Genomic DNA, 25,381 nt, shown 5'->3' with positions numbered 1-25,381 from the left:
GTGGAAAAACTAAATCTCTGGTTTCCCGTTTCAGAGGCACAAGGACTAGTGAAAAGTGGCGGCTTGGCGGATGTAGCCAAGGCGCTGCCAAAAGCATTGCAAGAGCTGGGGCACGAGGTGGCGATCGTGCTGCCTGCGTATCGCAGCATCTCCCATGTTTCAGACACCCAGGTGATCTTAGAAACTGAACTGAACCATTGGCCGCACACCAGCTATTGCGTGCGCAAAACCCAACTTGACGGCGTCGATGTATATTTGATCGACTGTCCTCAGTATTTCGACCGGCCAGAGCTCTATGCAGAGAATAACCATGCTTATCATGACAATGGTGAGCGTTTTAGCTTCTTCTGTGCAGCAAGCCTAGACGTGTTGCCGAAGCTGGATATTCGCCCTGATATCGTGCATGCGAATGATTGGCATACTGGCTTTGTTCCGTTTCTGCTCAAAACGCGTTACCGTGAAGACCCGTTTTTCCACTCAATGAAGAGTGTACTTACGGTGCATAACGCATTGTTTAAAGGGATATTCCACTACCATCAGGTACAGAATATTCCTGAGCTGAACCTATCGGGTATGGAGTTCCTTCAGTATGGTCACGATCAAGTGAGTATGCTGCGTGCGGGAATTGCCTTTGCCGATAAGATCAATGCAGTCAGCCCGAACTATGCTTCTGAGCTACTCACTCCTCTGGGTGCACACGGTATGGTGGATGATTTTGTTCATCGTGCCTCGGATCTGCATGGCATAGTTAATGGTTGTGATTACTCGGAGTGGGAGCCGTCGAAAGACGAGTTTTTGCCGACACCGTACACCAGTGACACGGCCTCTCTACAAAAGGGTAAAGCGGATGCGAAGCACACGCTTCAACAAGAGGTGGGACTGCCGGTTGGCGATAAACCCATGTTTGGTATGGTGTGTCGTCTAAGCCACCAAAAGGGTTTCTCTTACTTGCTGCCAATTATCGAGAAGTTCCTGAACAACGATGTTCAGGTGGTGATCATCGGTACCGGTGAGGCGGAGATTGCCTCTTGGCTGCGCAGCATTGCTCAGAATTATCCAAACAAGTTTGCATTTCTTGAGGCGTACAGTAATCGATTTGCACACCTGATTGAAGCTGGCTCTGATTTCTTCTTGATGCCATCTGAGTTTGAGGCGTGTGGTCTGAATCAGATTTATAGTATGGCCTATGGTACGCTGCCGATTGTGCGTGAAGTGGGCGGTCTGAAAGATACCGTTGTCGATTATGATCTGCATCCAGAGCAGGCGACAGGCTTTAGCTTTAATCAGCCAACGCCTGAAGCACTGTTAGTTACGATGCAGCGTGCGTTGTTGTTTATGCTGCAAGACTCAGAGGGCTTTGTAAAGGTTCAACAAAGAGCCATGTCTCAAGACTTTAGTTGGCAAGAGTCTGCCCATCAGTACATCAAGATGTACCAGTTGGCACTCAAGCACTAAGCTGAAAATTGGCGTTAATATAAAGGGCTGAATCTTGATTCAGCCCTTGCTGTATCTACGGTTGAGCAATTCCCAGTTACAAATATTGATAGAGCGTTTGTTAGGGTTTTATGCTAGGATTTTGTGTGAGTTCGTTATTGGTAATACAGAAACATGTCAAACAGTTTGCTTTTTCACAAGACATTCAAGCACCCAACTAGCAAGGAGTGGGTGGTTTTTGTCCATGGAGCTGGCGGCAGCTCGTCAATTTGGTTTAAGCAGATAAAATCATATCGCGAGCATTTCAACTTGCTTTTGGTCGACTTGCGCGGTCATGGTAAGTCCAATCAGTTCATTAAAGATATCATCACCAACCACTACACCTTTAAAGACGTTACCAAGGATGTTCTGAAAGTGCTCGATCACCTGAGTATTTCATCGGCGCACTTTGTCGGTATGTCACTAGGGACGATTATTGTCCGTAATGTGGCTGAACTAGAGGCACCACGTGTGCGCAGCATGGTGCTAGGAGGCGCTGTAACCCGCCTAAACGCCCGTTCACAGGTGTTGGTTAAGCTGGGTGACATGAGCAAGAACTTCCTGCCTTACATGTGGTTATACGGCTTATTTGCCTATATCGTCATGCCGCAGCGCAGTCAGCGTGAGTCACGACATATGTTTGTGCGTGAAGCCAAGAAGCTGTGCCAAAAAGAGTTCAAGCGTTGGTTTAAACTTGCCACGGACGTTAATCCACTGATGCGTTATTTTCGTGATAGAGAATTACCGATCCCGACCCTGTACTTAATGGGCGAGCGTGACTACATGTTCATCAAGCCTGTGCGAGAGATGGTGTCGCTCCATGCCCAGAGTGAGCTGCTTGAAATCGAGAATTGTGGTCATGTGTGTAACGTTGAGCGTCCGGAAGAGTTTAACGCGCACTCAATCTCATTTATTAAGCGTCACTCACCGGCGTAATCCAGCACCTCTCTCTCGACTAATGTGGTGCCGGTGCTCCGCATTGCCAACAAGCACCAAACTGTCCCTCATTGTGTTCCTGACACTCACTGCATTGCCATCCAGAGAGACTGGCTTGCTGTTGAAATAGATAGCGCTCAATCAAGCGCTCGGCGGCGATTCTATCGTCGGCATTATACAGCCAAACATGAGGAAAGGTCTCTTCGTTAAACGGTAGTTCCCCTTGCAAGCCAAACAAACCATCGCCGCGCACCTCACAGCGGATCTGGTGTTGCTGGAGCATCTGCGCGACGATATGAGCTTCGGGTGGGTGTTTAGCAAAATAAATCTTCATTGCTGTCCTTATTTTGTTGCAGCGACATTACGTCTACGCTCGACAAAGTTCATTACCCACTTCATCAGCACCGGGAACAATCCGAGTAGCGCAAATGAGATCAGCACTGAAGGTGACACAATACCACCTAACGAGTCTATTTGTGCCAGTTGAGTACCGGCGTTTAGATAGACCGCTGTGCCGGGCAGCATACCAATTTGGCTAAAGAGGTAGAAACGACCGATAGACAAAGGTGTCAGACCCATCAGCAAGTTGATTAAGAAGAAGGGAAATACTGGGATTAAGCGTAACGATAGCAAGTACAGCGCACCGTCTTTCTCGATACCTTTGTTGATGGTACCTAGTTTGTCACCAAACTTACCCTGTACCCAGTCACGCAGCAAAAAGCGGCTGCTAAGAAACGCAAGCGTTGCACCGATACTGCTAGCAAAAGACACTAAGACTAAACTGGTCCAAAAACCAAACAGTGCTGCACCGAGTAGGGTAACCACTGCAGCGCCAGGTACCGAAAAGGCAGTAATACCGACATAAGCGAAAAAGTAAATTGCCGCTGCAGTGACAAAGTTAGCGTCGATAATGCTGCGCAGTGCCGCTTGTTGCTCTTTGGCGTTCTCGAGCGTCAGATACTGACCAAATTGTGTCGCTAGTGTTACAATGATAGCCACCAAAACCACACCCAAAATCACTTTTGTATTAAAAAACTTTTTCATCACTCTAATCCCTGTTTTAGCTGCAGTATACCGTAATTGGACTGACTATACAGACAGGATAGGAGAGAAATTTCTTTCACCAAAAAAAAAGGCAACAGGCTGTCGTTCTACGAGGTTCGAGTACGGGCTAGCGAGGGCTCTAGAGCACGTAGGAACACCTCAATTGGCCCCCAAAGCTAATGAAGTCTATTCACAGTTAGAGTTTAGAGATACGCGAAAATCAAAAAAGCCAGCTGATCGCTGGCTAAAATTTAGGTAAAGAATAGCAGGTTATATCAACGATTAGCAAAGCTGGTTAGCTAAATCATCACGTTGCTGCTGAGGGATCACCGACCAGTGGGTGCCTCTGAGTGCTCCTTCTAGAGAGTAGAGCAGCTCAAGGTTAACCGGTACAGTGTGGGTTTCCTGAATCGCGCGATAAGCGTTAACAGAGCCCGCTTCCTCGAGCTCAGAAACACTACCTATCCCTGCTTTTTTGAGCATTCTTTCCGTCGCAAGGCGCAGATTAGGTAAATCTTTAAGGCGCTGCGGCTTGGCGGTTTCTTGCTTAATTTTATCTTTTTTTGCGGCATCGAGAGCCACTGTTGCCATCTCAAGCAGACGCTGGGGATTCTCTAGGCAATCCTCAGCAAGTTGAAAATACTTAGTAACAACAGGAAAGCCCTTCTTCTCATAAACATAAGGTTCGAGGCCTTTGGCGGTAATTTCGGCATCTAATTCACTGCATTTGCGAATGTGCAAACGATTGCTAACGATGAGTGCAAACATTGCATCATCGACAAAAACGCCGAATCCGCCGAACATTGATCGCGATTTTACGCTCCCTAGTTGCTCAAATAAACGCATTGAGTCTTTTAAAATTGGTCTATCCATGGTTTTGTAAATCTCGGTAGTGAAACAACAGCCACCTAAATTCAGGCCCGAGAATTTAGCAAAAACGACGCGACACTTACATGAAGCAGGTAAATGAAGGGTCTTTTCACCGTCGGCAACCCCGCTACCTTTCTTCAAAAACGAGAGTTTTCACCCAAGTAATTGAAGGGTAAGGCCGGAGGCTTTGCGTCCCACCCTTTCAGATGGTTTGCCCTGTGCGTGGCATACGCCAAAATCATAATAAAAAGCTGGGCTGATATCACACATTTACTAACCGTAACGTGATATTAGTCCCAAAAAAGACTGGTCAATTCTTTTCAATTACACACTAACCGTGTAGGCATTTGATTTTGCTTCAAAAATTAATCTAAATTATTGATATCTTTGACGGTTAGTCGCTCTACGACCTCTGGGTGCATCTCAAAAACTCGCTTTTCATGCTCCTTGTTTTTGATTCTTTCTAACAGGATCTCAAAGGCATTTTTACCCACACGTCGTTTCGGTTGGTGTACGGTGGTCAGTGGTGGAGAGAAGTACTCGGCCAGCTCGATATTGTCATAACCGATCACAGACATATCTTCAGGGATACGAATACCGTTTTCCTGCAAGCGACTCATAAGACCAAGTGCCATGGTGTCATTAAAACAGAATACCGCGGTCGGCTTTTCATCCATTGCAGCGATCTTGTCCGCGGCAAGGACGGCAGTGTCACACTCAAAGTTGCCCTCAAGGATCCAATCCTCAACCACATTGAGGTTCGCCTCATCCATCGCGCGGCGAAAGCCGCTAATACGCTCCATACACGCAGCCTTTTCAAAGTGGCCGCTAAGGCAAGCAATCTTTTGGTGGCCCTTATCAATTAGAAACTTGGTCGCAAGGTAACCGCCCTCTTCAGAGTTATCAATGATTTTGTCAGCTTGAGAGGTTTCAGGGCCCCAGTCCATGATTACTTTTGGAATGTTAGGGTGGCTATCGAGCATCTCGTTGAGCTCTTCAGTCAAGTCTGAACACATGACCAGAATGCCATCGACACGTTTTTCGGCCAGCATACGAATATAATCGCGCTGTTTCTCGTAAATACCACCGGTGTTACACAAAATTAGGGTGTAGCCCTGACGGTAACAGTAACTCTCGACACCATCAATGACCTCAGAGAAAAACAGGTTAGTGGACTGAGTGACGAGCATGCCGATGGTACGGGTTGAATTACACTTCAAACTACGCGCCACCGCACTAGGAGCGTAATTAAGCTCCTTCACCGCTTGGTTTACTTTTTCTTGGGTAGCCTCAGCAACGAATCGGGTCTTATTGATAACGTGCGATACCGTTGTGGTAGAGACACCAGCAAGACGTGCGACATCTTTAATAGTGGCCATTGGTGTGTTCCTTAATAGTACTTATGGTTACCGCACAGATCTCAAGCGTTCGAACGTATCATGGTGAGGGAAATGCGGTATTCGCTAAGGGGTAAACAAAAAAACCGCTTTTACGAAAGCGGCTAAAAATATCCGAACATTTTAGACTGCTATCGTTTGCGGTGCAAACTTAATCGCCAATTGGGCTAACTTTCCTCGCCCAATAAGTAAAGACAGTCCAGCTTGAGAAAGGCGAGCAGTAACTCACTTACTGCAGCATAGAACCCAAACTGGTCGCGTTTTTTACATAAGGCGCAAAATTGAGGTACCCAAGTGAGCAGGTATTGGCGGATAAATTGTTCTTGCTCAGCAAAAGCCTGTTCAAGGTGGCGCTCCTGCTCGAGTTCATTCGAGCGAATGATGAGGTTGCCAAGAAAATCGAGCTCGACACCGAGGTGATCTGGGGGCTCATTCAAACCTTGGGAGACTTGAATATTATGCTCAGCGAGAAGTTGCTTCATTTTCAGGGCTGGTTGGCCATTGAGCATATGTTCAGGATCCAGATATACCGAGGCATAAGGTAAGGCCCCTTCTTTATCAGACTTAAGGAACAAGTCGCAAAAATCAGCGGCGAGTTCCAATTGAGCGTCTTCCCTGTCTTGCAGGCGATTGAGCGTATCAATAAAGTTTGCCACGGGTTGCTTTAACTGTGGGTTCTCCTCCAAGCCACTCAGAAATGCGCGAATTTCTGGACTTTGGTACTGGGCAAGATCTTTGTCGTCCAGCTCTCGACTGAACAGGCTTGAGAGCCACCAGTAGATCTCTGCTCGCTTATCATTAAACGCTTTCACTTCTTCAATCACGACCAACCCCACATCTCGTTCACTATGTTGATAAGTATAACTAATTTCTAAATAGTGGCATGGAGCAATAATGAGAGTAATAGACAAGCATTTCTAGGAGACCTGACGTAATCGATTGTTAGTATGAATAAAAATGCCGCCCGATGAGAGGGCGGCATTTTTGCTGTTTACTGACTTACTTGTTGAAGACACCAAACTGCTTAGCAGCGTAGGCGACCCGCTCTTTGGGTTTAGGGTATTCCGCTGGGAGCTCAAGGTTTTCAATATGCTTCAGTCGCGGAAGCAAGCCACTGCCGTTGGCAATTTGGATCGCTAATCCTGGACGAGCATTCAACTCCAGCACCATTGGCCCTTCTTCTTTATCCAGAACCATATCAGTACCCATATAACCAAGCCCAGTCATCTCCCAGGCACTCGCGGCAAGTTCAAGCAGACGCTCCCAGTGTGGGACTTGCAGTTGACTGAGCTCTTGGCCAGTGTCTGGGTGGTGCTCAACCGGTTGGTCAAACTGTACTGCGCGGACGGCGCGCCCTGTGGCGATATCAATACCAATCCCGACGGCGCCTTGGTGCAAGTTTGCTTTGCCATCTGAAGCAGTGGTTGAGCAGCGCATCATGGCCATGACAGGGTAGCCTTTGAACACGATGATCCGAACATCAGGCACTCCCTCTACGCTGTAGCCTTCAAAGCAGTCATCAAACTTAATCAAGTTTTCGACCACGGCCACGTCGTTTTTACCACCGAGCGAGAACAGGCCAGCAAGTGTGTTGCTGATATGACGTTCAACGTCCTCTTCGTTGATGGTTGAGCCAGAGGGCTTGGTGTAGACGCCATCTTGGTGGGAAATCACCACCAAGATACCCTTACCACCACTACCTTGAGCCGGTTTGATCACAAAGCCCGGCCAATCTTTGACCATCTTGTGAATTCGTTTCACATCCGCCTGGGTAGAGATGGTGCCAATCAGTTTTGGCACAGTACATCCCGCTGCCTCAGCAATGATCTTGGTTTTGAGTTTATCATCCACCAAAGGGTATTTAGAGCGATCGTTGTAGCGGCCAATGTAACTGTGGTTACGTTGGTTCATGCCCATGATCCCTTTGGCGCGCAGTTTACCGGGTGAGGTTAAACGTGAAAACATCGTTTAGTCCTCCGTTAGCGGTTTGAAGCGACGCAGCTCAGTTAGACGATAGCCAGTGTAGGTACCAAGGAGCAAGATACCGCCAAGTACGACAAACTGTAGACCGATAAAGTTAAATGTTAGGTGCTGGACATAGCTGTTGGTCATCGCCAAGTACACAAGCACAGCAGTGAGCAGTGAGCCACCACCTTGGAGCATAACCTCTTTAGCGCCTTCCTCCTCCCACAAGATTGACATACGTTCAATGGTCCATGACAAGATAATCATCGGGAAGAAGGTGATCGATAAGCCCTCAGTCAGGCCAATACGGAAGGCGACAACGGTAAATACTGAGATGATCATGATTACCGTGATGATCACCGCCGAGATCCGTGCGACCAACAGTAAGTTAAGTCGTGAAAGGTAACTACGGATCACAAGACCAGTGCCGACGATAAGTAGGAAGCCAACAATACCCGTCACAAGCTGAGTTTGGACAAACGCTACCGCAATCAATACGGGCATAAAGGTACCCGAGGTCTTAAGACCGATGATCACACGCAAGAACACGACGATAAGGGCGCCGATAGGGATCAGCATGATGGTCTTGAACATTGCCTGCTCTTCCAGCGGAAGGCTGTGAATCGAGAGGTTTAGCAGGCCGTCGGCGTCGACTTTATTATTGGTCGCCGTCTGGGCAGAAACTTCTTGGGCAATCATAGAGAATAGGACTTGGCTGTTACTGCCACCAATCAGATCCAGAAGCGAGACATTCGACTCGTCCCAAATCAGAATATTTGGCGCCATTCCCTGAACACCCGATTGCGGGTTAAACAGCTGCCACTGCTTGCCATCCCAAACCTGGTTCATTGGCTGAATGCTTTGACGGCGGCGGCCGTCTTCTAGCTCAATCACACCGGCGACTTTGCTCGGAACACCCGCATAGGCGAGGATCTTATCGACCGCTTCAACTTTAGGCATGTCGTTGAGGATCAGCGCGGCGTTTTGACTGTCACTGTCGTTAAGCGACTTAATCAACTCGCGGGTAAAGGTAATATCGTCAGCAGAGCGTTGTTTGGAACGGTCAATCAAAGCCAGTGCCGCAGCTTCAACGGGGCCGCTGAAGGTAGGCTTACCACGCTCACCTTGCGGTGGGATAGGCTCGACATCGGCATTTGGGTCAACCAAGAACTGAGTTTTGTAGTAGATGGTCTGCGGGCCGGTGGCTTCACGGATCGACCACTCTGCACGGCGACCTGCATCAGTCTGTAGATAAGAGACACCGTAGCCCTGAGAAGATGCTGATTCACTGATCAACGTATAGCCAGGCTGAGTATGTGGTGCGGCGAGTGAGGCTTTAATGGGCTCACCTTTACCAGAAAACTCGATACGTGCTTCGATATCCCATACTTGACGTGTCTCCCCGGGCGTCCAGGGCACACCGTAGGTTTGGTGTCTAAGCACACTGAGTACAATCCCAGCCGTAACCAACAGGACGACAGAGATATAGAATGGAATTTTAGACGTCATAAGTTACCTTGTTATTGTTGTTTACGTTCCGTATGAATGTAATCTTTGCTCACATCAACAAGTGCAATGTCACGAATAAAATCACGACCAAGCAGCACTGGATGAGTCATATGAGAGCGATTGGCGAGCGTAAATTGTGTCTTCTCGTGGATATCACCTAAGCGAACCCACAGATCAATCACATAACGACGCTCACTATCCGTATTGCTTGATTGACGGATCTTCGCCATTCTAGCCACTGGTGCTTCAACTTTTACTGGCTTAGACGACGCATCCTCAATCTTCTGGCCTTTTGAATCTGCAATGTGGAAGCGAACCCAGCGCTTACCATTACGCTCAAATTGCTCGATATCAGCGGCGTTAAGGGAAGAGATTGAAGCGCCAGTGTCAACACGAGCGTTTAGCTCTGTTTCAAGGTTGTCAAAACTAACGCGCTCAACCCCACCAAGTACCACATCATTGTGTTCGCTTGGTTTCTGGTCGGCAGTCTCTGCCACTTCGACTTCTTGCTCTTCCGCGTCTAGCACTACTTGCTGGTCAAGTCCTGCCTCTTCAAGACGCAGATCCCACGTGTAGTTGAGCTCGGCAATCTCGTACTCCAGACTTTCAATGTAGTCGCTCTGGTTGGAAATTTGTAGCTCTAAACGATTAATTTTGTTAACAATCGCAAGCTGAGATGATTTAACTTGCTCAAGAGTTTGCTCATGGAGAGCGACGTGATCTGTCGTTGCACATCCGGATAAGCCAACGGCGACGAGTGCAGGGAAAAGTCTTGAAGTCATTTTTGTTTGTTATTGATAAACCCGAGTAGCGCGAGTTTACCCCATAAAAAGGAAGGCGAAAAGCCTTCCTTTGGGTGGGATGTGTGTTAGAGCAAGAGTTGAGTTAAGTTTTTGTCAATTATAACTTATTTGCTACAAGGATTGCTCTTCTTGGTGCCGGGTAACCCTCGACGGTTTTACTTGGGTCATTCGGGTCCAAGTAGTCTGGTAAAGAGTTATGAGTCATCCACTCTGTGGTGCGCTGCTCACCAACTGAAGTGGTGTTTTCATCCACAATACGCACGTTGACAAAACCGACTTGCTCAAGCCAAACCTTGAGCGCTTTCGCCGATGGGAAGAAGTAGACATTACGCATCTGAGCGTAGCGTTCAACAGGCACCAGCACTGCGTTTTCGTCTCCGTCGATAACCAGGGTCTCGAGGATCAATTCACCGCCAGAAACAAGCTGATCTTTCAATTGGATAAGGTGATCAAGCGGCGAGCGGCGGTGATAGAGTACGCCCATGCTAAATACAGTATCGAAGGCCTCAAGTTTCGGCAGTTGCTCAATGCCCAGCGGCAACAGGTGCGCGCGCTGATCGTCGCCCATTAGTTTGCGAATCGCCTCAAACTGGATTAAAAACAGGTGCGAAGGGTCAATACCGACACACAGGCGAGCACCCTCACCAAGCATGCGCCACATGTGATAGCCGTTACCACAGCCGACATCCAGCACTGAGCGGTTTTTCAGTGGTGTGATGTGGGGCAGTACGCGATCCCACTTCCAGTCACTGCGCCACTCGGTATCAATGTGGATACCATGAACGTGGTAGGGGCCTTTGCGCCATGGGTGGAAGGTGCGCAGCAGGTTCTCAAGCTTTTTAAGCTCACCGGCAGGCATTGGCGTGTCGTTACTCATTTCAACCTTATCGGTCAGGTTGATTTGATCAGGTTGGCCGTTTGGGATCTTATTCAAGGCACGGACCCAGCGCGCGAAGTCACCATGTTCTGCATTTTGCCAATCGGTTAATTGTTGCGGCAGGGTATTGAGCCAAGGCTGTAAGCGGGTGTCTTGTGCAATCAATTGGTAGAAGTTGGCAAAATTAAACATAGTGGTTGAACCCAAAAAATCAGAATGTAGTCCCTAGCATCAAAGTGACACTTGCTGCTTGGCTAGGGGGCTAGGCAGCAAGAGCGAATTATTTTATGGCGAACATCGAGCCAAAGTTAAAGCACTGGAACCAGACCTCAAAGCTTGAGTAGCCAATCTGCTCAAAGCGCTGTTTGTGCATCGCCACTGAGTCAGGGCGCATGACATTCTCAATCGCACTGCGTTTTTGGCTGATCTCAAGCTCACTGTAGCCGTTAGCGCGCTTAAAATCGTGGTGCAGGTCAATCAGTAACTCGTTGGATACGGTGTCTTCAAAGACAAACTTCTCTGACACGATCAAGATGCCACCTGGGCGCAGACCTTTATGGATCTTGGCCAGTAGAGCAAATCGGTCTTCAGGGGACAGAAATTGCAGGGTGAAGTTAAGTACCACCACAGAGGCATTACTGATTTCAATCTCACGAATATCAGCCTCAACTACCTCAACCGGCGTATCACTGCGATAGGCGTTCACATGAAGTTTACAGCGCTCCACCATCGCGGGTGAATTATCAACTGCAATGATCTCACAGCCCTCTTGGTGAATATGACGGCGCATCGATAAGGTCGCCGCGCCAAGCGAGCAGCCAAGGTCATAAACCCGTGTATTGGGTTTGACAAAGCGCTCGGCGAGCATACCAATCGCTGAGATGATATTACTGTAGCCAGGTACCGAGCGTTGAATCATATCTGGAAAGACTTCGACCACGCGCTCATCAAAAGTGAAATCACCGATCTTATCGATTGGCGCAGAAAATATCGTGTCTTTATTTCTCATACTGACTCTCGCTGTACACTAGCCTGACCACCTTTTACCAGTGGCAAAAAAGGCGCGTATTTTACGGTAAAAATCCAAGTTGCTCAATGACTTCATTTTAGCCACTTTTTGCTTGTCCACTCGGTTAAGTTTTAAAGGACATTTCTCTTTTCAATATTGTACCGCGGGTAATGTGGACTATGCTCAAGATAGCAAAGGAAATTTTTGCGCTTATCTATTGAACTGTAAGTGAATTTCTTCAGTCGACCAGTACGAGTTTACGGTGTTGGTTAGTCAAGTTAGGGAGAACAGATTGTGAAAAAGCGTTTGTTGGTAACGGTAACATTACTATGGTGTTGGAGCGGTATTGCATCGGCGATTGATGTTCCCAGTCCTCCGGAGCTTAGTGCCAAAGGGTATGTGTTGATGGATTATCACTCTGAGGTGGTGATCGCTGAGCAAAATGGTGATGTCGCCTTAGCGCCAGCCAGTCTGACTAAGTTGATGACTGCCTACGTGGTGGGGCAAGAAATCTTGGCTCAGCGTTTGGATTGGCAAGATACGGTGACGGTGAGCGTGAACGCCTGGTCGCAAAAGTTTCCCGAGTCATCCAAGATGTTTATTGCCCCTAAAGATCAAATTAGCGTGGCCAATTTGATGCGCGGGGTCATCGTTCAATCGGGCAATGACGCCTGTGTTGCCCTCGCTGAGCATGTGGCTGGCAGTGAAGCTGCCTTCGTCAGTTTGATGAACGAGTGGGCGGATAATCTTGGCATGTACGATACCCGTTTTATCAATTCACATGGCTTGGATGCCGAGGGCATTCAAACGACTCCGCGTGATATGGCGCTGCTGATGAAAAATATCATTGAGGATGTGCCTGAGGTTTATCAGATATACAGCGAAAAGCAGTTTACTTGGAATGATATCAAGCAGTACAACCGCAATAGTCTATTGTGGGATAACGCGGTGAATGTTGATGGCGGTAAAACGGGCTACACCTCAAATGCGGGTTACAGCTTGGTCAGCTCGGCCATCGATGGCGACAACCGACTCATCTCAGTGGTGATGGGCACCAATAGTAAAGATGCTCGGGCGAGTCAGTCGAGAAACCTGCTTAGCTATGGTTTTCGCTTTTATACCACATTAAAGATTGCTGATCGGGGCGATGTAGAGTCGAAGGTCCGCGTATGGAAAGGCGATATTAACCAAATCGATGCTGGCTTTGATAAAGACGCCTATATTACTTTCCCGCGCAATAAACGCAGAACCCTAGAGCGCACTGTTGTGCTTAATGAGCCATTGATGGCGCCAATTAGCTTAGGGCAAGAGGTAGGTCAAATAATCTGGACAGACGACGAAGAGGTGGTGGTCAGCTACCCACTAGTCAGCGCTCAGGCTGTTGAAGAAGGTAACTGGTTTACCAAGCTTTGGGACGGTGCGGTGTTGTGGTTTAAATCTTTGTTTGCTTCGTTTTTGGCAAGTTGATGAACTAGGGTGGACTACCCGTTTAAAACAAGTCAATTTGTGAGCTTGAGTTACTCTCTTGCAAATGAGCGATCGGCGGCAGTTTATTTGCCCCCATTGTATCCTCGAGAGCTTGATATAACGACAGCGCTAGCTCTGGTGCGAGCACATTGTCTGGTGTGTGGATCATTAAATAGGGTTGGATCCCCTGCGATATCCAAGCGGGGATCTTATTTAACCAAGGTGTAAAGAAGCCGAGGTTTTCATCGAGTTCCGGATGACCAATAAAGCGGATCATAGGTCTGGAGGCCGTAGCGAGTGCATGGACCGGAACCTTGGGTTTTTTCTGATGAGCATCGATGACCGCAGCTGTGGTGGGCGGGGCGGCGAACACTGGGCGACTATCCATAATCACACGGTCAATTTTTTGCTCGATAAGCCACTGATTAAGGGCTTGCTCTTCAGGCCCTTTGGCAAAAAAAATCGGATGACGGACCTCTACGCCCAGTGGCAGTTCTCGTGGGAAGGCGTGGCAGAAGGTTTTTAGCTGCTCTAAGTGCTCAAAACCAAATGAGGCTGGGAGTTGTATCGTCCATTGACCGACTTTTTCGACCACAGGCGCCATGGCGCGAAGAAAGTCATTCAGCTCTCCTCGGCAATTGTGCAGCAGTTGCCTGTGAGTAATTTGCTGCGGCAATTTAAAAGTAAAACGAAAGTCGTCTGGGGTCGCATCGCGCCAGTTGCGCGCAGTGGCAAGGTTGGGCGTGGCATAAAATGTGGTATTGCCCTCCACAGTGTGGAAATACTGCGCATACCTTGCCAAGCGCTCGGCAGGCTTGGTGCCTTTGCCGTAAACGGTGTGCTGCCACTGGTTATGTGACCATAGAGTTAGGCCCAGTCTGAGCGGATAGTCTTTCATTTGGTTTCACTCTGTGAATGGTTCACTTAATCTACGTCATATCGACGTGCTTTTCACCCCTCATCAGCTCTATATCTCCTCGTCAATAATCGGTATAATCGCGGCAAATTTTGCCTTTCTGGTAGGCTTTTGCACACTTAATAAGCTAATTGCTACCAGTTCGGTATAAAACACACCAAATTGTAAACTGAATGGTCGATTTCATCGGGCTTTCAGCGTATAAATGGAACTTTGAACCATCGGCAAATGAGTGCTGGTGGAGAGTCATCAACAAATTTTAAGATATTGGGAATTTCATTATGCGTACCCATTACTGTGGTCACCTGAACAAGTCCCTGGCTGGACAAACTGTAGAACTGTGCGGCTGGGTTAATCGTCGTCGTGATTTAGGCGGTCTAATTTTCATCGATATGCGAGATCGCGAAGGTGTCGTTCAGGTAGTCGTTGACCCAGATATGGCAAAAGCATACGAAGTTGCAAACCAACTGCGTAACGAATTCTGTATCAAGCTAACGGGTGAAGTGCGCGTTCGTCCAGAGAGCCAAGTGAACAAAGACATGGCAACCGGTGAAGTTGAAATCATCGCTAACGGCCTTGAGATCATCAACCGTGCTGACGTTCTGCCACTTGACTTCAACCAAAACAACAGCGAAGAGCAGCGCCTTAAATTCCGCTACCTTGACCTGCGTCGTCCTGAAATGAGCGACCGCATCAAGCTGCGTGCAAAAGCGTCAAGCTTCGTGCGTCGTTTCCTTGATGACAACGGCTTCCTAGACATCGAAACACCAGTACTGACCAAAGCGACCCCAGAGGGCGCACGTGACTACTTGGTGCCAAGCCGTGTCCACAAAGGCAGCTTCTACGCATTGCCTCAGTCGCCACAGCTATTCAAGCAGCTACTGATGATGTCAGGCTTCGATCGTTACTACCAGATCGTTAAGTGTTTCCGCGACGAAGACCTGCGTGCTGACCGTCAGCCAGAATTTACTCAAATCGATATCGAAACCTCATTCATGAGCGCGGAAGAAGTCCGTGCAACGACTGAGCAGATGGTTCGTGATATGTGGCAAGAGCTACTGAACGTTGACCTTGGTCAGTTCCCAATCATGCCATTCTCTGAAGCGATGCGTCGCTTTGGTTCAGACAAGCCAGACCTACGTAACCCACTAGAGTTGGTTGACGTGGCTGACCTAGTGAAAGACGTTGAGTTCAAAGTCTTCTCTGGCCCGGCAAACGACGAGAAAGGTCGCGTTGCTGTGATCCGCGTACCTGGTGGCGCTAAGCTGACACGTAAGCAAATCGACAGCTACGGTGAGTTTGTTGGCATCTACGGCGCGAAAGGCCTAGCGTGGATGAAGGTCAACGATCGCGCTGCTGGCATGGAAGGCATCCAGTCTCCAGTTGCTAAGTTCTTAAATGAAGAAGTGATCAACGGCATTCTTGAGCGCACTGGCGCAGAGTCTGGCGACATTATCCTATTTGGTGCGGACAAAGCCAACGTGGTTGCAGAAGCGATGGGTGCGCTGCGTCTTAAACTAGGTAACGACCTTGAGCTGACTGACACTAAAGCATGGGCACCACTTTGGGTAGTTGACTTCCCAATGTTCGAGGAAGACGACGAGGGCAACCTGCACGCGATGCACCACCCATTCACGTCACCACTAGGTGTGAGCGCAGAAGAGCTGAAAGCTAACCCAGCAGCGGCCAACTCAAACGCATACGATATGGTGATCAACGGCTACGAAGTGGGCGGCGGTTCTGTGCGTATCCACAACGCTGAGATGCAGTCTGCGGTATTTGATATTCTAGGTATTGATGCGCAGGAGCAACGCGCGAAGTTCGGCTTCCTGCTGGATGCTCTAAAATACGGTACACCACCACACGCAGGTCTAGCATTTGGTCTTGACCGCCTAGTGATGCTACTGTGTGGCACAGAAAACATCCGCGACGTGATTGCGTTCCCGAAAACAACCGCAGCATCATGTCTGCTAACTGACGCACCAAGTGTTGCTAACCCAGCTGCGCTTGAAGAGCTAGCGATCACAGTAGCTGCAGCGCAAGACAAAGCCTCTGAGTAATTGCTAGATTATTCGGATCAATTAAAGCCCACTCATGATTGAGTGGGCTTTTTCGTGTTTAATCGCGTATGTTGCAGGTTTTTGCTAAGCGTCGCCAAGTTGATCGTGACACTTTCAACCTACTTTCCATTCATAATCAAACTCTCATTCTTCATTGCAAGCTTGTCAAATTGTTTTGGTCGATCTCTTTCTAGGCTGGCCTCGCCTAAATCACTCTAGGCAACTTTATCACTAGATAAAGCCCTCAGACGCGTAGATCTAGCCATTTAGCACAGGTGACCCAAAAGGCGAGAGGTGGACAAAATAGTTGAATTACTCTTCAAATAAAACGATAGGGGAAAACTAGGCTAACGAGTGAAACGCTAACCTACGCGAGTCTCTCCCCTTGAACACACGCTCAAAACTGATAGTGAAGACGAACTCTAGCCCCGAAATCGTCGTCCTCAGAAAAGGCGTCTTGATTGCTTGTGCGGTTTCTCACCGAAGTAAAATAAGTGCCAAGCAACACTGTAAAGTCTGGTATCGATAGGAAATCGTTTATTCCGAATGAAGAGTAGAGGGTTCCAACACTCACATCACCCTTAGCCCAACTGCTGTCGTACGTATTTTCAGCATGGACATAACCGATACCAAAACGGTGGTAGAGCATGTTGACACCGATAGATGAGTTGGTTTCGTCTACTGCCTGCATATGAGCGAAGTTGGTATTCGCTTCCAAATTTTCGATAGACCAATTCAGGGTCAGGCCATAACCAGTCCGGTCAGAAATATCTTTGCCTTCTAAATCGACTATCGCATTCTTAATTAGGTTTTGCTCTAAGCCGGCTGCGATAGTAAAGTCGTGAAACTGATAAGCAATCGCTGGACGAATAATAAATGAGTCCTTTGAAGTATCTTTATCGACCTCGACACCATGATAGCTATCGTTGAAAAACTCGGAGCGGTCACCTATGATGCTACTCACTTCAAAATAAAACGAGTCGACACTTTGACTATACATGATTTGACCGTCACCACCTCGGCCACGAGCCTCTTTCAACTGATAAATGTACGCACTTTCTCCCATGTAGAGGTTATTCGATGTATCTCCTGAGTACTCCAGAAATACATCAAGACCTACAGGAAAAAGATCATAGGCTTCGTACCTACCAACCTTGATAGACCAACCGTTTTGCTGACCAAAATTTAAATAAACATCATCTACTGACACGCTGCCGGTACTACGGAATAGTGGTTGGGCCTTAAAGCCAATATAGTGTCCATTAGGAGTGTTTTTTGAGCCAGCGAACTCTATAAGAACCCGACCATCTTGGTTGAACTCATCGTCGTAATCAATATTGGACTCTCTATTGCGATAATTGAAGTTTAGCTCAACATTGCCATCAATAGTTAAATGTTGTGAGTTGCTACCTACGTTATATTGGCTTGCAAAAGCAGAAGTGTTTATAGTAACCAAAATTAGTGCGCTAATATAGGTTTGTGTCATTTTCATTTATCTGTTCCTCTAATGGTTAGATAACTAATGTGCTATAATTAGGTCTTTACGGTCGTTTCTTTAAAGAATAATGCTATATAATGTTCTCGTTTATCAAAGAAGCGTTAGATTTCAGTGGTGGCACGTCGTATTTAATTATGCTGATTATTGTCAGCCCTTGATAAATCGTAAGGTAATTACAAGGTGGATTTTACTACCACTAGTGTATTGAGAGTGGATAATATTTACACTAGTGGTAGTGAAGAAAAATTACTTATTTATACTTGTGAACTTTCTTGGATAAAGGCTTGAGTTTAACTCTCGAGCAGCATCTACAAGATGTTTATAAGGCGTATCAGTTACATCAACAAAGCCAATATTATAATTTTCTCCATCGTGTGCTCGTCCTGTTATAGGGGAGTCGATATATTGAAACCAGTGTGCACCAACAAAGTATGGGTTATCAATGACTGAATTCATATATTGAACGTACTTGATACCTCTCTCTTGTTGGTTTTCTGCGTGGACCAAACCAGGATTATAAAAGCCAGTATCTGTTGCCCCTATATGAAACTCTCCCATAATACTAGGCATATCTAAGTCGTCTAAAAATGCCCACTCTTTTTGGTGTAAATGTTCACGATAGTAATTGTAACTCATCACATCAACATGTTGTTTGGCTGCTTCCAGTACTTCTGGTGTCATTCCCCAATCGGCGAAGCGTGCTCCCATATACATATGATTTGGCAGGTAGGTTTTAATTGCATCCTGCACCGTAGAGAAATACTTAGCAGCAAATCTCTCAGTAAGCATCGCTAGATCTGAGATCAGCTCAGGGCTATAATCGTCAAATTCGATTGGTTGGTTAACACTCTCCCAACTATCAAAGTCGATACCCCATCGATTGCTTAGAACATCAATATCAGCATATTTGCTTTTCAAGACATCAACAAAAGCCGCTTTTGCAGGGCTAACTGCAGAGACATTTTTCAGTGCGTTTAGAGCGATACCATATTGCGATTCTGGCAGGCCTTTTACACCCCAACTCATTTCATTATCGACAAATATCCCAACGCACCACGGGTTATCATTAACCTCCTTTCCAATTTGTCTAACTGTCGCTAGAGTTCGTTCTTTAAAGACCGGGTCAAAGGGGTCAGGGAGAGGGGACCACATATCATTACCAGAGGAAACGGTGGCAAAATCTCCTATTATCCAGCCATTGGCAAAATAGGGTACTTTGTCATTTGTGTAAAAACTTGATGCGGTCCAGTTGCCCAAAGAGGTGAAGCCCCAATCTAGCATTCTATTTAAGGTAATATCTTGCCATTCAGAATAGTAGTTATCTCCATACTTTCTTTCTAAGTTGGCCTGATAGAAACTGAATGTTTCGCCTTTTTCTAACCCACCTGAATGTACCGAAAAGCGATAACCAAAGTGTTTTGCTAATGGTGAATTGTATTCTGGTAACCAAGAAAACATTCTTGCTCGATGTTGAGCAGTGATTTGTCGTGTCTCTAACGTCTTACTATCGACAGTGTGAATATCGCTGGAGTCATCTGGCGTGTACTCGTCGTATCTTTCGTCTTTCTCCATATTCAAAAAATCGAAACCTGTCATCGTTACCGTATTTGCCATACGAATATTGGCAATACCTGTAGCAAAGTAAAGGTAACCTTCCGGGTCAACCAGCGACCATATATCACCGATTTTTTCGGCGCGGAAGTACCCGCTCCCTTCAAGTTTAGGGCCATTTTTCCAGCCACCAAATTTAGAACGATCGCTAATACCTGCTGAACCAGACAACTGCTTTCTTTCTTGTACTGCTCGTTGTACAAGTTCAGAGTCAGACGTTACTTTATTTTCAACGTTGCTAGTGCTTTGCCCATAGTTATCGACGATCTTACTTAGGTAGTCATCATTGTATTGATAGTCATGGACAACAGAAATATTGCTCAGTTTTATTGTTTTGTCGACGAAAACCTTATCAATGTAAAAGACAATCTCAGATATATTTTCTACATCTAATTGGTCGCTACCGCCTCTAAAAATAAGCTTTTTAGCATCAATCATTGCATGCTCAGGACCCTCTCTCATGCCATTATCAAAGGTTAAATCATCGCCCCTTAATTCAAAGTAATAATTGTCCGTGCTGTTTGCGGGAAGAGAAATGTTTCTGATGGTTGCTTTCCCGGATGAATCTGTAACCTTAACTTTAATATGGGTAGATTCGGCGTTCTGATTTTCAATGGTAAACATAAGGCTAGAGCCTTTGTGCTTTGAAAAATCCCACGCTGAAGAGGGCTTAAAGGAGACTTGAGATTTCATTGGTGTCGAATCGAACACGATCAGGTAATCAGAGCCAGACTCTCCAACTTTGGTTACATTCGCATTTAACGGACTAAAAGCAATCGAATTGCTGTCCGTTTCCAAATTACTAGTTTTTATTAGATTAACTTCGGCGTTTGCAGTGAGTGACATAGCCGATAAAAAAACGATAGCTGAGTTCTTATATCTCCGTGTATCCATATATCTGATTCCTTGAAGCTTGATACATTTATAGTGAGGTTTTCACGTTGCGCGAATTATTATTAGTGTGCCACTAAATGCATAAACAATTCCACATATCGGAACAAATACACAGGGTACCTAACACTTTTAGCTGTCATTGTGATCGTGCTACAGCAAGATGATCATGCGGGGCAATGACGGTATACTGGCTTTACACAATAAGCACAGGCATGTTGCAAGACCACGGCCTCCTGGCCACTAACAAAGCGGGGTCGAGTAGATACTATCTCCGCGGCAGGGGGGTTCTGGTCGCAAGCCGTGACCATTTATAAAAGTGATCCAGCGAGGCGTTTGGTGGTAGCTACTGGTTAACGGAAGTCAATACATGGTCTACCAAAAGTCTGATGTCCAAAGAGCAGACAGACGTTATGCAATCTATCGGTACTAGAAACCGAACATGTCGTCTAGAGCGCGAAGTTCAAAGCCATCTCTTACTTTGAACGCTGGGCTGCAATACCTTTGATATACCCATGTAGTCACAAACCACTACTCAGTATGATTGGCTAAGCTTGCACTCAAGGCAGTCAAGGCAGTCAAGGCAGTCAAGGCAATTATGCGAACATTTAGTGGCCCCAAATCGGGAGTGGCTAACGCGGGCGGCCAGCTAAGCAAACTCTGAGGTCTGGATCCTGAGGTCACGGGGGTATAGCAGGCAATGGTAAGCCAATGGTACGTGCTTTTGTTAACCAGTTATGGTTGGTCGAGCGCTGAAAGTGTGACATTGATCAATCTCGTGTTCCGCTTTTCGGGAAAAAAGTTCCATTATGTTGTCTTGGAAGCGGCCTGTGACCTATATTACGTGTAACAGCTAAGCTTATTGTATTACAAACGTAGTCGCTGAGGTAAGATAGACGAATGACTAAAATCGTCTTAGTCAGTGAAAGCAATAAAGTAAGTAAGAGCAAACAACAGTTAAATTATGAGGAAAAGAATGAACAATTTTGATTTTTGCAACCCAACAAGAATTCTATTTGGTGAGGGGGCTGCTGAAGGACTACGCTCTTATATACCTCAGGATGCAAAAGTGCTGGTTGTATATGATGCAATAATCGAACACATTGGTACACTAGACAAAGTGCTATCTCATGTACCTAATACAGTATTTAAATTTAATAAAATTGAGTCTAATCCTAAGTTTGAAGTTTTGATGGAAGCCGTTGAGCTTGTAAGAAAGGAAAAAATTGACTTTATTTTGGCCGTCGGCGGTGGTTCGACTATGGATGGCGCTAAGTTCATTTCGATTGCATCAAATAACGAAGCTTTCATCGGTAATGAGTCAGAGATACTGCATGTAGAACCTATGACTGATAAACGCATTACTCAGTCGATCCCTCTAGCTACAGTGGTTACGTTGCCAGCGACAGGCTCTGAAATGAACCCACACGCAGTTATCAGCCGCGGAGAAGATAAGCTGGGTATTTCCTCGCCATTCATCTATCCAGCGGTTTCGGTTCTAGACCCTACCTACACATTTACATTGCCGGCTAGCCAACTTGCGAATGGTATTGCTGATAGTTTCATTCATACTGCAGAGCAATACATCACATTCCCGGCAGAAGGGCGTTTTCAAGATAGAACAGCAGAAGGCATTCTACGAACGTTGGTTGAGGTAGCAGATACCAATCTTAATGAACCAAAAAACTATGATGCACGAGCAAACCTAATGTGGTGTTCGACGATGGCGCTTAACGGACTGATCGGTTCTGGTGTTCCAGTCGACTTCGCAACACACATGATTGGTCATGAAGTAACATCATTGTTCGGAATCGCCCACGCTCCAAGCCTAGTGATTATTATGCCGGCACTATGGCGTGTTAGAAAGCAGCAGAAGTGGGAAAAACTACTCCAATATGCTGAGCGTGTTTGGGATATTACCGAGGGCACTGAAGAAGAGAAGATTGACCTAGCTATTGACAAAACAGAAGAGTTCTTCCGATCTCTGGGTCTAAAAACACGTTTTTCTGAGCATGGGTTGTCTTTTGAACAGGTAGAAGGTGTTCTTACTTTGCTAGAAAAACACAACATGACTAACCTGTCAGAAACAGGTGATCTAGATTTGTCTTGGTCGCGCAAGATTCTACAGGAAGCTATGTAATACAATGGCGATAGAGATGGTAAATGTCGGTCTGATTGCGGCGTTTCTAACAACAGTTTCCTTTATACCTCAAGCGTTACAGACAATTAAGACTCGTGATACGTCTGGGATATCTCTGCCAATGTATGTCCTGTTTAGTACTGGAGTCAGTCTATGGGTTATATATGGGTTTCAGATAAATGATATCTCAATTATTGTCGGCAATATATTTGTGTTGTTGTTTGTTATTCCTATTCTCTCGATAAAAGTAAAGTCGGTCTTATTAGACAATAAGACTTTGAAAAAAAGCAATATTTAGGAAGCTCACCTTTGACGGAGCAAGCACAAGGTTGCTCCGTCGCATCGATAATCAAGTTCCAATATGTGGAACAAACAGTTCCGTGAGATGGAACTATGAGGGAGGTCACATCTAAGAAATTCAACTTTGGTAATATTACCGTATTACTAATGAGGTAGTTAATGAATTCTTACAAAGGTAACCAAACTGTAAATAAGGCATTTATGGTCATTGATGCCATTTCAGATGGACACAGGCAGTTAAAAGACATATGTGATGAACTTGGCCTACCAAAGACGACGGTACACCGGTTGTTACATGGCTTGACAGAGGCTAGATACGTCAGAGAGGTCAAGGGAATTGGTTTTGTTCTAGGCACTAAAATGATCCAACTGGGAAACCGAGCGCAGCAAGATATGCCAATTAAAGAAATTGCTCGACCAATTTTACGTGAGTTGTGTGATTTAACTGAGGAAACCGTGCACCTTGGCATTATGGATGAAGATCAAGTCTTCTATATAGATAAATTTCAAGGACAGCGTCCCATCCAGCTCAGATCACAGATTGGTGACCGTCTGCCTCTAGCAGCGACTGGAATAGGCAAAGCATTGATGTTAGATATGCCTAAGACCGAATGGCAGAGAATATTAAAAAAGCAAGTTCCAGCGAATCAAGACAATATGCTTGAGCGGCTAGAAAAGTACAAACAATTTGGCTATTGCTTTGATCTTGAGGACAACGAGGACTTGGTTCATTGCGTCGCAGTACCAATTAGAAATCGATATAACAATATTATAGCTGCATTGTCTGTTACAAGTGTTAAGTCATATCTACCTAAAGAACGGATGAAACGACTGGCTCCTATAGTAAAAGACTTTAGCGATAAAATAACAAAAAGCCTTGGTTAGCCAAAGGTAATTAAGATCTGTTTGCATTTTGCCTAATATTATATAGTACCCTGTTTTTGGCTCTGATTTATAAACGGTAATAAATTATTTCTTTTGATTGCGCATTATTTATAGCGCTATGATAATTTTCATACAAGGTTTAACATGAATAATAGTGAAGAGATTGGTTGGCTAGCTATCGACTGGGGGACAACTAACTTCAGAATATTTGCAATGTCCAAAAGTGGTGACGTTGTAAAGACGATAGAAAGACCAATGGGTATTTTACAAGTAAAAGATAGTAAATATTCTGAAGAGTTAAAGAATATACTAACTGAAAGTTTTGGTGATGAATCTTATACAAACTTTCCTGTGATGATGGCGGGTATGATTGGATCCAAGCAAGGTTGGCATGACGCAAACTACGTACCTACACCTTCTAGTATCAATACTATCACTGAAAGTAAGTATCAATTTACACTAGACTGGGGTGCTGACGCAGCAATATTACCTGGAATTTCTCACAAGAGTGATGATAGGTATGAGGTGATGCGAGGTGAAGAAATTCAACTATTCGGGCTTTCTGAGTTGGTTTCTCAAGATGAGTTCTGTGCCTTGTTCCCTGGAACTCATAGTAAACACATTTACTACAAAAAAGACCAAGTTGTTTGCTTTGATACATTCATGACAGGTGAGTTGTTCTCTGTGCTGTCCAAGAACAGTATTCTTGGTGCAAACCTACCGGAGCAACAAACATCGTTTGATGATTTTCAAAAAGGTGTTCTAGACAGTAAAGATAGCAACATTATGAATGCTCTATTTCAAGTCAGAACAAAAAGACTATTTGGTGATGTAGAAGAAGATAAAGTGCTGGATTATCTATCTGGTCTACTGATCGGATACGAGTTGCGCATGATTAAAACAGATCAAGTTTATATTGTAGGTGGTGAGCACTTAACAGACAGATATAAACATGCATGTGGCTTGCTTGGTGTAGAGGCCATGAGTTTTTCAGGAGATAATTGCTTTGTCTCTGGGATGAAAAAAGTAAAGGAGATCAACGATGACAATTAACAGCAATAGCTTTTCACTTAAAGAACACATTCCTTTGGTAGCGATTATTCGTGGTGTGAAACCAGAAGAGGTTATTGATGTTGCACAAGTCTTGATTGATGAAGGCTTTACAATGATTGAAGTACCGCTTAACAGTCCTGATGCCTTAGAAAGTATCAGTAAGTTAGTTAAGTATTTTGGCTGTGAAAAGTATCTAATTGGCGCTGGTACCGTGACTACCGCTGAAGAGGCTAAGAAAGTAGTCGCGACAGGTGCAAATTTAATTGTTAGTCCTAACGTTGATCAAGACGTGCTTGAGGTAGCCAAGCGCTCTCAATGCATTTCTCTTCCAGGAGTTGTAACACCAACAGAGGCATTTAATGCCATCAAATGGGGAGCCACCGGTCTCAAACTATTTCCAATCGATATGGTTGGTATTGATGGTCTTAAAGCCTTGAAAGCAGTTTTGCCTAAAGACACATTGCTATTTCCTGTTGGAGGTATTAACCCTACGCCAGAAAGCATGGAACCGTATATTAAACTTGGAGTTAATGGCTTTGGCTTAGGTTCGGCACTTTATAAACCAACTAATAATCTTGATGAAGTCAGAGTTAACGCTCGACAATACATTGAAAGTTTCAAAGCAGTTACTCAATAAAATAGTACTGATTTGAAAATCAAATTAATTTAAATTTTTA

Annotated in this window: 22 protein-coding genes and 1 riboswitch; of the genes, 9 read left to right on the top strand and 13 right to left on the bottom strand. The window is 45.7% G+C overall.

Features of this window, described 5'->3' with window-relative positions; all coding sequences use genetic code 11:
- A complete protein-coding gene (gene glgA / locus ACZ5R2_RS22080) occupies positions 1-1,455 on the top strand; it encodes a glycogen synthase GlgA (RefSeq protein ID WP_464902482.1) in 1,455 nt (484 codons plus the stop codon).
- Between the two features lie 153 nt (positions 1,456-1,608).
- The gene (locus ACZ5R2_RS22075; RefSeq protein WP_464902483.1) at positions 1,609-2,409 is read left to right on the top strand and encodes an alpha/beta fold hydrolase; all 801 of its coding nucleotides are present in this window, start codon (positions 1,609-1,611) and stop codon (positions 2,407-2,409) included.
- A 19-nt stretch (positions 2,410-2,428) separates the two neighbouring features.
- On the opposite strand, the gene ACZ5R2_RS22070 is transcribed toward ACZ5R2_RS22075, so the two are convergent.
- The 10 genes from ACZ5R2_RS22070 to cmoA form a co-directional block, all read right to left on the bottom strand.
- On the bottom strand, positions 2,429-2,743 hold the full coding sequence (locus ACZ5R2_RS22070; protein ID WP_464902484.1) for a putative signal transducing protein: 315 nt from the start codon (positions 2,741-2,743) through the stop codon (positions 2,429-2,431).
- Positions 2,744-2,751: 8 nt separating this feature from the next.
- Complete coding sequence (locus tag ACZ5R2_RS22065; RefSeq protein WP_464902485.1) at positions 2,752-3,453, bottom strand: TVP38/TMEM64 family protein; 702 nt, start codon at positions 3,451-3,453, stop codon at positions 2,752-2,754.
- Positions 3,454-3,735: 282 nt separating this feature from the next.
- Positions 3,736-4,326 (bottom strand): TfoX/Sxy family DNA transformation protein, encoded by a 591-nt coding sequence (locus ACZ5R2_RS22060; RefSeq protein ID WP_464902486.1) that lies wholly within the window; start codon positions 4,324-4,326, stop codon positions 3,736-3,738.
- A 111-nt stretch (positions 4,327-4,437) separates the two neighbouring features.
- Positions 4,438-4,549: riboswitch (cyclic di-GMP riboswitch) on the bottom strand.
- Positions 4,550-4,688: 139 nt separating this feature from the next.
- Positions 4,689-5,702, bottom strand: coding sequence for an HTH-type transcriptional repressor PurR (gene purR, locus ACZ5R2_RS22055; protein ID WP_464902487.1), 1,014 nt, complete (start codon positions 5,700-5,702; stop codon positions 4,689-4,691).
- Positions 5,703-5,887: 185 nt separating this feature from the next.
- Positions 5,888-6,541: a molecular chaperone TorD gene (torD, locus tag ACZ5R2_RS22050; RefSeq protein ID WP_464903646.1), complete on the bottom strand. Its 654-nt coding sequence runs from the start codon at positions 6,539-6,541 to the stop codon at positions 5,888-5,890.
- 178 nt (positions 6,542-6,719) lie between these two features.
- On the bottom strand, positions 6,720-7,685 hold the full coding sequence (locus ACZ5R2_RS22045; protein ID WP_464902488.1) for an alpha-L-glutamate ligase-like protein: 966 nt from the start codon (positions 7,683-7,685) through the stop codon (positions 6,720-6,722).
- Positions 7,686-7,688: 3 nt separating this feature from the next.
- Entirely contained in the window at positions 7,689-9,194 is a 1,506-nt protein-coding gene (locus ACZ5R2_RS22040; protein WP_464902489.1) for an inactive transglutaminase family protein, read from the bottom strand.
- An 11-nt stretch (positions 9,195-9,205) separates the two neighbouring features.
- Positions 9,206-9,976, bottom strand: a complete 771-nt coding sequence (locus tag ACZ5R2_RS22035; RefSeq protein WP_464902490.1) for an ATP-dependent zinc protease family protein — start codon at positions 9,974-9,976, stop codon at positions 9,206-9,208.
- Between the two features lie 118 nt (positions 9,977-10,094).
- Positions 10,095-11,066, bottom strand: a complete 972-nt coding sequence (gene cmoB, locus ACZ5R2_RS22030) for a tRNA 5-methoxyuridine(34)/uridine 5-oxyacetic acid(34) synthase CmoB (RefSeq protein ID WP_464902491.1) — start codon at positions 11,064-11,066, stop codon at positions 10,095-10,097.
- A gap of 88 nt (positions 11,067-11,154) precedes the next feature.
- Positions 11,155-11,883, bottom strand: coding sequence for a carboxy-S-adenosyl-L-methionine synthase CmoA (cmoA, locus tag ACZ5R2_RS22025; protein ID WP_464902492.1), 729 nt, complete (start codon positions 11,881-11,883; stop codon positions 11,155-11,157).
- Positions 11,884-12,192: 309 nt separating this feature from the next.
- Between cmoA and ACZ5R2_RS22020 the strand changes: the two genes are divergently transcribed.
- Positions 12,193-13,350: a D-alanyl-D-alanine carboxypeptidase family protein gene (locus ACZ5R2_RS22020; RefSeq protein WP_464903647.1), complete on the top strand. Its 1,158-nt coding sequence runs from the start codon at positions 12,193-12,195 to the stop codon at positions 13,348-13,350.
- A gap of 22 nt (positions 13,351-13,372) precedes the next feature.
- Here ACZ5R2_RS22020 and ACZ5R2_RS22015 read toward each other — a convergent pair whose 3' ends face one another.
- A complete protein-coding gene (locus ACZ5R2_RS22015; protein ID WP_464902493.1) occupies positions 13,373-14,248 on the bottom strand; it encodes a DUF72 domain-containing protein in 876 nt (291 codons plus the stop codon).
- 299 nt (positions 14,249-14,547) lie between these two features.
- Between ACZ5R2_RS22015 and aspS the strand changes: the two genes are divergently transcribed.
- A complete protein-coding gene (aspS, locus tag ACZ5R2_RS22010; protein WP_464902494.1) occupies positions 14,548-16,326 on the top strand; it encodes an aspartate--tRNA ligase in 1,779 nt (592 codons plus the stop codon).
- 397 nt (positions 16,327-16,723) lie between these two features.
- Here aspS and ACZ5R2_RS22005 read toward each other — a convergent pair whose 3' ends face one another.
- Together ACZ5R2_RS22005 and ACZ5R2_RS22000 are read right to left on the bottom strand one after the other, a co-directional pair.
- Entirely contained in the window at positions 16,724-17,818 is a 1,095-nt protein-coding gene (locus ACZ5R2_RS22005; protein ID WP_464902495.1) for a carbohydrate porin, read from the bottom strand.
- 252 nt (positions 17,819-18,070) lie between these two features.
- Entirely contained in the window at positions 18,071-20,329 is a 2,259-nt protein-coding gene (locus ACZ5R2_RS22000) for a beta-galactosidase (RefSeq protein ID WP_464902496.1), read from the bottom strand.
- A 973-nt stretch (positions 20,330-21,302) separates the two neighbouring features.
- Here ACZ5R2_RS22000 and ACZ5R2_RS21995 point away from each other — a divergent pair.
- The 5 genes from ACZ5R2_RS21995 (at position 21,303) to ACZ5R2_RS21975 (ending at position 25,341) form a co-directional block, all read left to right on the top strand.
- Positions 21,303-22,466, top strand: coding sequence for an iron-containing alcohol dehydrogenase (locus ACZ5R2_RS21995; RefSeq protein ID WP_464902497.1), 1,164 nt, complete (start codon positions 21,303-21,305; stop codon positions 22,464-22,466).
- A 4-nt stretch (positions 22,467-22,470) separates the two neighbouring features.
- Positions 22,471-22,764 carry a SemiSWEET transporter gene (locus ACZ5R2_RS21990; protein ID WP_464919454.1) on the top strand — a complete coding sequence of 98 codons (294 nt, stop codon included), beginning with the start codon at positions 22,471-22,473 and terminating at the stop codon, positions 22,762-22,764.
- Positions 22,765-22,925: 161 nt separating this feature from the next.
- Positions 22,926-23,651 (top strand): IclR family transcriptional regulator, encoded by a 726-nt coding sequence (locus tag ACZ5R2_RS21985; protein WP_464902498.1) that lies wholly within the window; start codon positions 22,926-22,928, stop codon positions 23,649-23,651.
- A gap of 144 nt (positions 23,652-23,795) precedes the next feature.
- Positions 23,796-24,704: a 2-dehydro-3-deoxygalactonokinase gene (locus ACZ5R2_RS21980; RefSeq protein WP_464902499.1), complete on the top strand. Its 909-nt coding sequence runs from the start codon at positions 23,796-23,798 to the stop codon at positions 24,702-24,704.
- Positions 24,694-25,341, top strand: a complete 648-nt coding sequence (locus tag ACZ5R2_RS21975; RefSeq protein WP_464902500.1) for a 2-dehydro-3-deoxy-6-phosphogalactonate aldolase — start codon at positions 24,694-24,696, stop codon at positions 25,339-25,341. Before ACZ5R2_RS21980 ends, ACZ5R2_RS21975 begins: the two co-directional genes overlap by 11 nt.
- Positions 25,342-25,381 lie beyond the last annotated feature (40 nt).

Source organism: Vibrio sabulosilitoris, from assembly GCF_055391395.1.
The sequence above is the reverse complement of the archived record's forward strand: the minus strand, read 5'-3'. Positions and strand labels throughout refer to the sequence as shown.

Excerpts from the sequence above, each read along its gene's own strand:
- cmoA (WP_464902492.1), bottom strand. The coding sequence starts at position 11,883 with ATGAGAAATAAAGACACGATATTTTCTGCGCCAATCGATAAGATCGGT.
- purR (WP_464902487.1), bottom strand. The coding sequence starts at position 5,702 with ATGGCCACTATTAAAGATGTCGCACGTCTTGCTGGTGTCTCTACCACA.
- ACZ5R2_RS21990 (WP_464919454.1), top strand. The coding sequence starts at position 22,471 with ATGGCGATAGAGATGGTAAATGTCGGTCTGATTGCGGCGTTTCTAACA.
- ACZ5R2_RS22005 (WP_464902495.1), bottom strand. The coding sequence starts at position 17,818 with ATGAAAATGACACAAACCTATATTAGCGCACTAATTTTGGTTACTATA.
- ACZ5R2_RS22000 (WP_464902496.1), bottom strand. The coding sequence starts at position 20,329 with ATGGATACACGGAGATATAAGAACTCAGCTATCGTTTTTTTATCGGCT.
- ACZ5R2_RS22015 (WP_464902493.1), bottom strand. The coding sequence starts at position 14,248 with ATGAAAGACTATCCGCTCAGACTGGGCCTAACTCTATGGTCACATAAC.
- ACZ5R2_RS21980 (WP_464902499.1), top strand. The coding sequence starts at position 23,796 with ATGAATAATAGTGAAGAGATTGGTTGGCTAGCTATCGACTGGGGGACA.
- ACZ5R2_RS21995 (WP_464902497.1), top strand. The coding sequence starts at position 21,303 with ATGAACAATTTTGATTTTTGCAACCCAACAAGAATTCTATTTGGTGAG.
- ACZ5R2_RS22075 (WP_464902483.1), top strand. The coding sequence starts at position 1,609 with ATGTCAAACAGTTTGCTTTTTCACAAGACATTCAAGCACCCAACTAGC.
- ACZ5R2_RS22060 (WP_464902486.1), bottom strand. The coding sequence starts at position 4,326 with ATGGATAGACCAATTTTAAAAGACTCAATGCGTTTATTTGAGCAACTA.
- ACZ5R2_RS22065 (WP_464902485.1), bottom strand. The coding sequence starts at position 3,453 with ATGAAAAAGTTTTTTAATACAAAAGTGATTTTGGGTGTGGTTTTGGTG.
- ACZ5R2_RS22070 (WP_464902484.1), bottom strand. The coding sequence starts at position 2,743 with ATGAAGATTTATTTTGCTAAACACCCACCCGAAGCTCATATCGTCGCG.
- ACZ5R2_RS21985 (WP_464902498.1), top strand. The coding sequence starts at position 22,926 with ATGAATTCTTACAAAGGTAACCAAACTGTAAATAAGGCATTTATGGTC.
- cmoB (WP_464902491.1), bottom strand. The coding sequence starts at position 11,066 with ATGTTTAATTTTGCCAACTTCTACCAATTGATTGCACAAGACACCCGC.
- ACZ5R2_RS22040 (WP_464902489.1), bottom strand. The coding sequence starts at position 9,194 with ATGACGTCTAAAATTCCATTCTATATCTCTGTCGTCCTGTTGGTTACG.
- ACZ5R2_RS22045 (WP_464902488.1), bottom strand. The coding sequence starts at position 7,685 with ATGTTTTCACGTTTAACCTCACCCGGTAAACTGCGCGCCAAAGGGATC.
- aspS (WP_464902494.1), top strand. The coding sequence starts at position 14,548 with ATGCGTACCCATTACTGTGGTCACCTGAACAAGTCCCTGGCTGGACAA.
- ACZ5R2_RS22035 (WP_464902490.1), bottom strand. The coding sequence starts at position 9,976 with ATGACTTCAAGACTTTTCCCTGCACTCGTCGCCGTTGGCTTATCCGGA.
- ACZ5R2_RS21975 (WP_464902500.1), top strand. The coding sequence starts at position 24,694 with ATGACAATTAACAGCAATAGCTTTTCACTTAAAGAACACATTCCTTTG.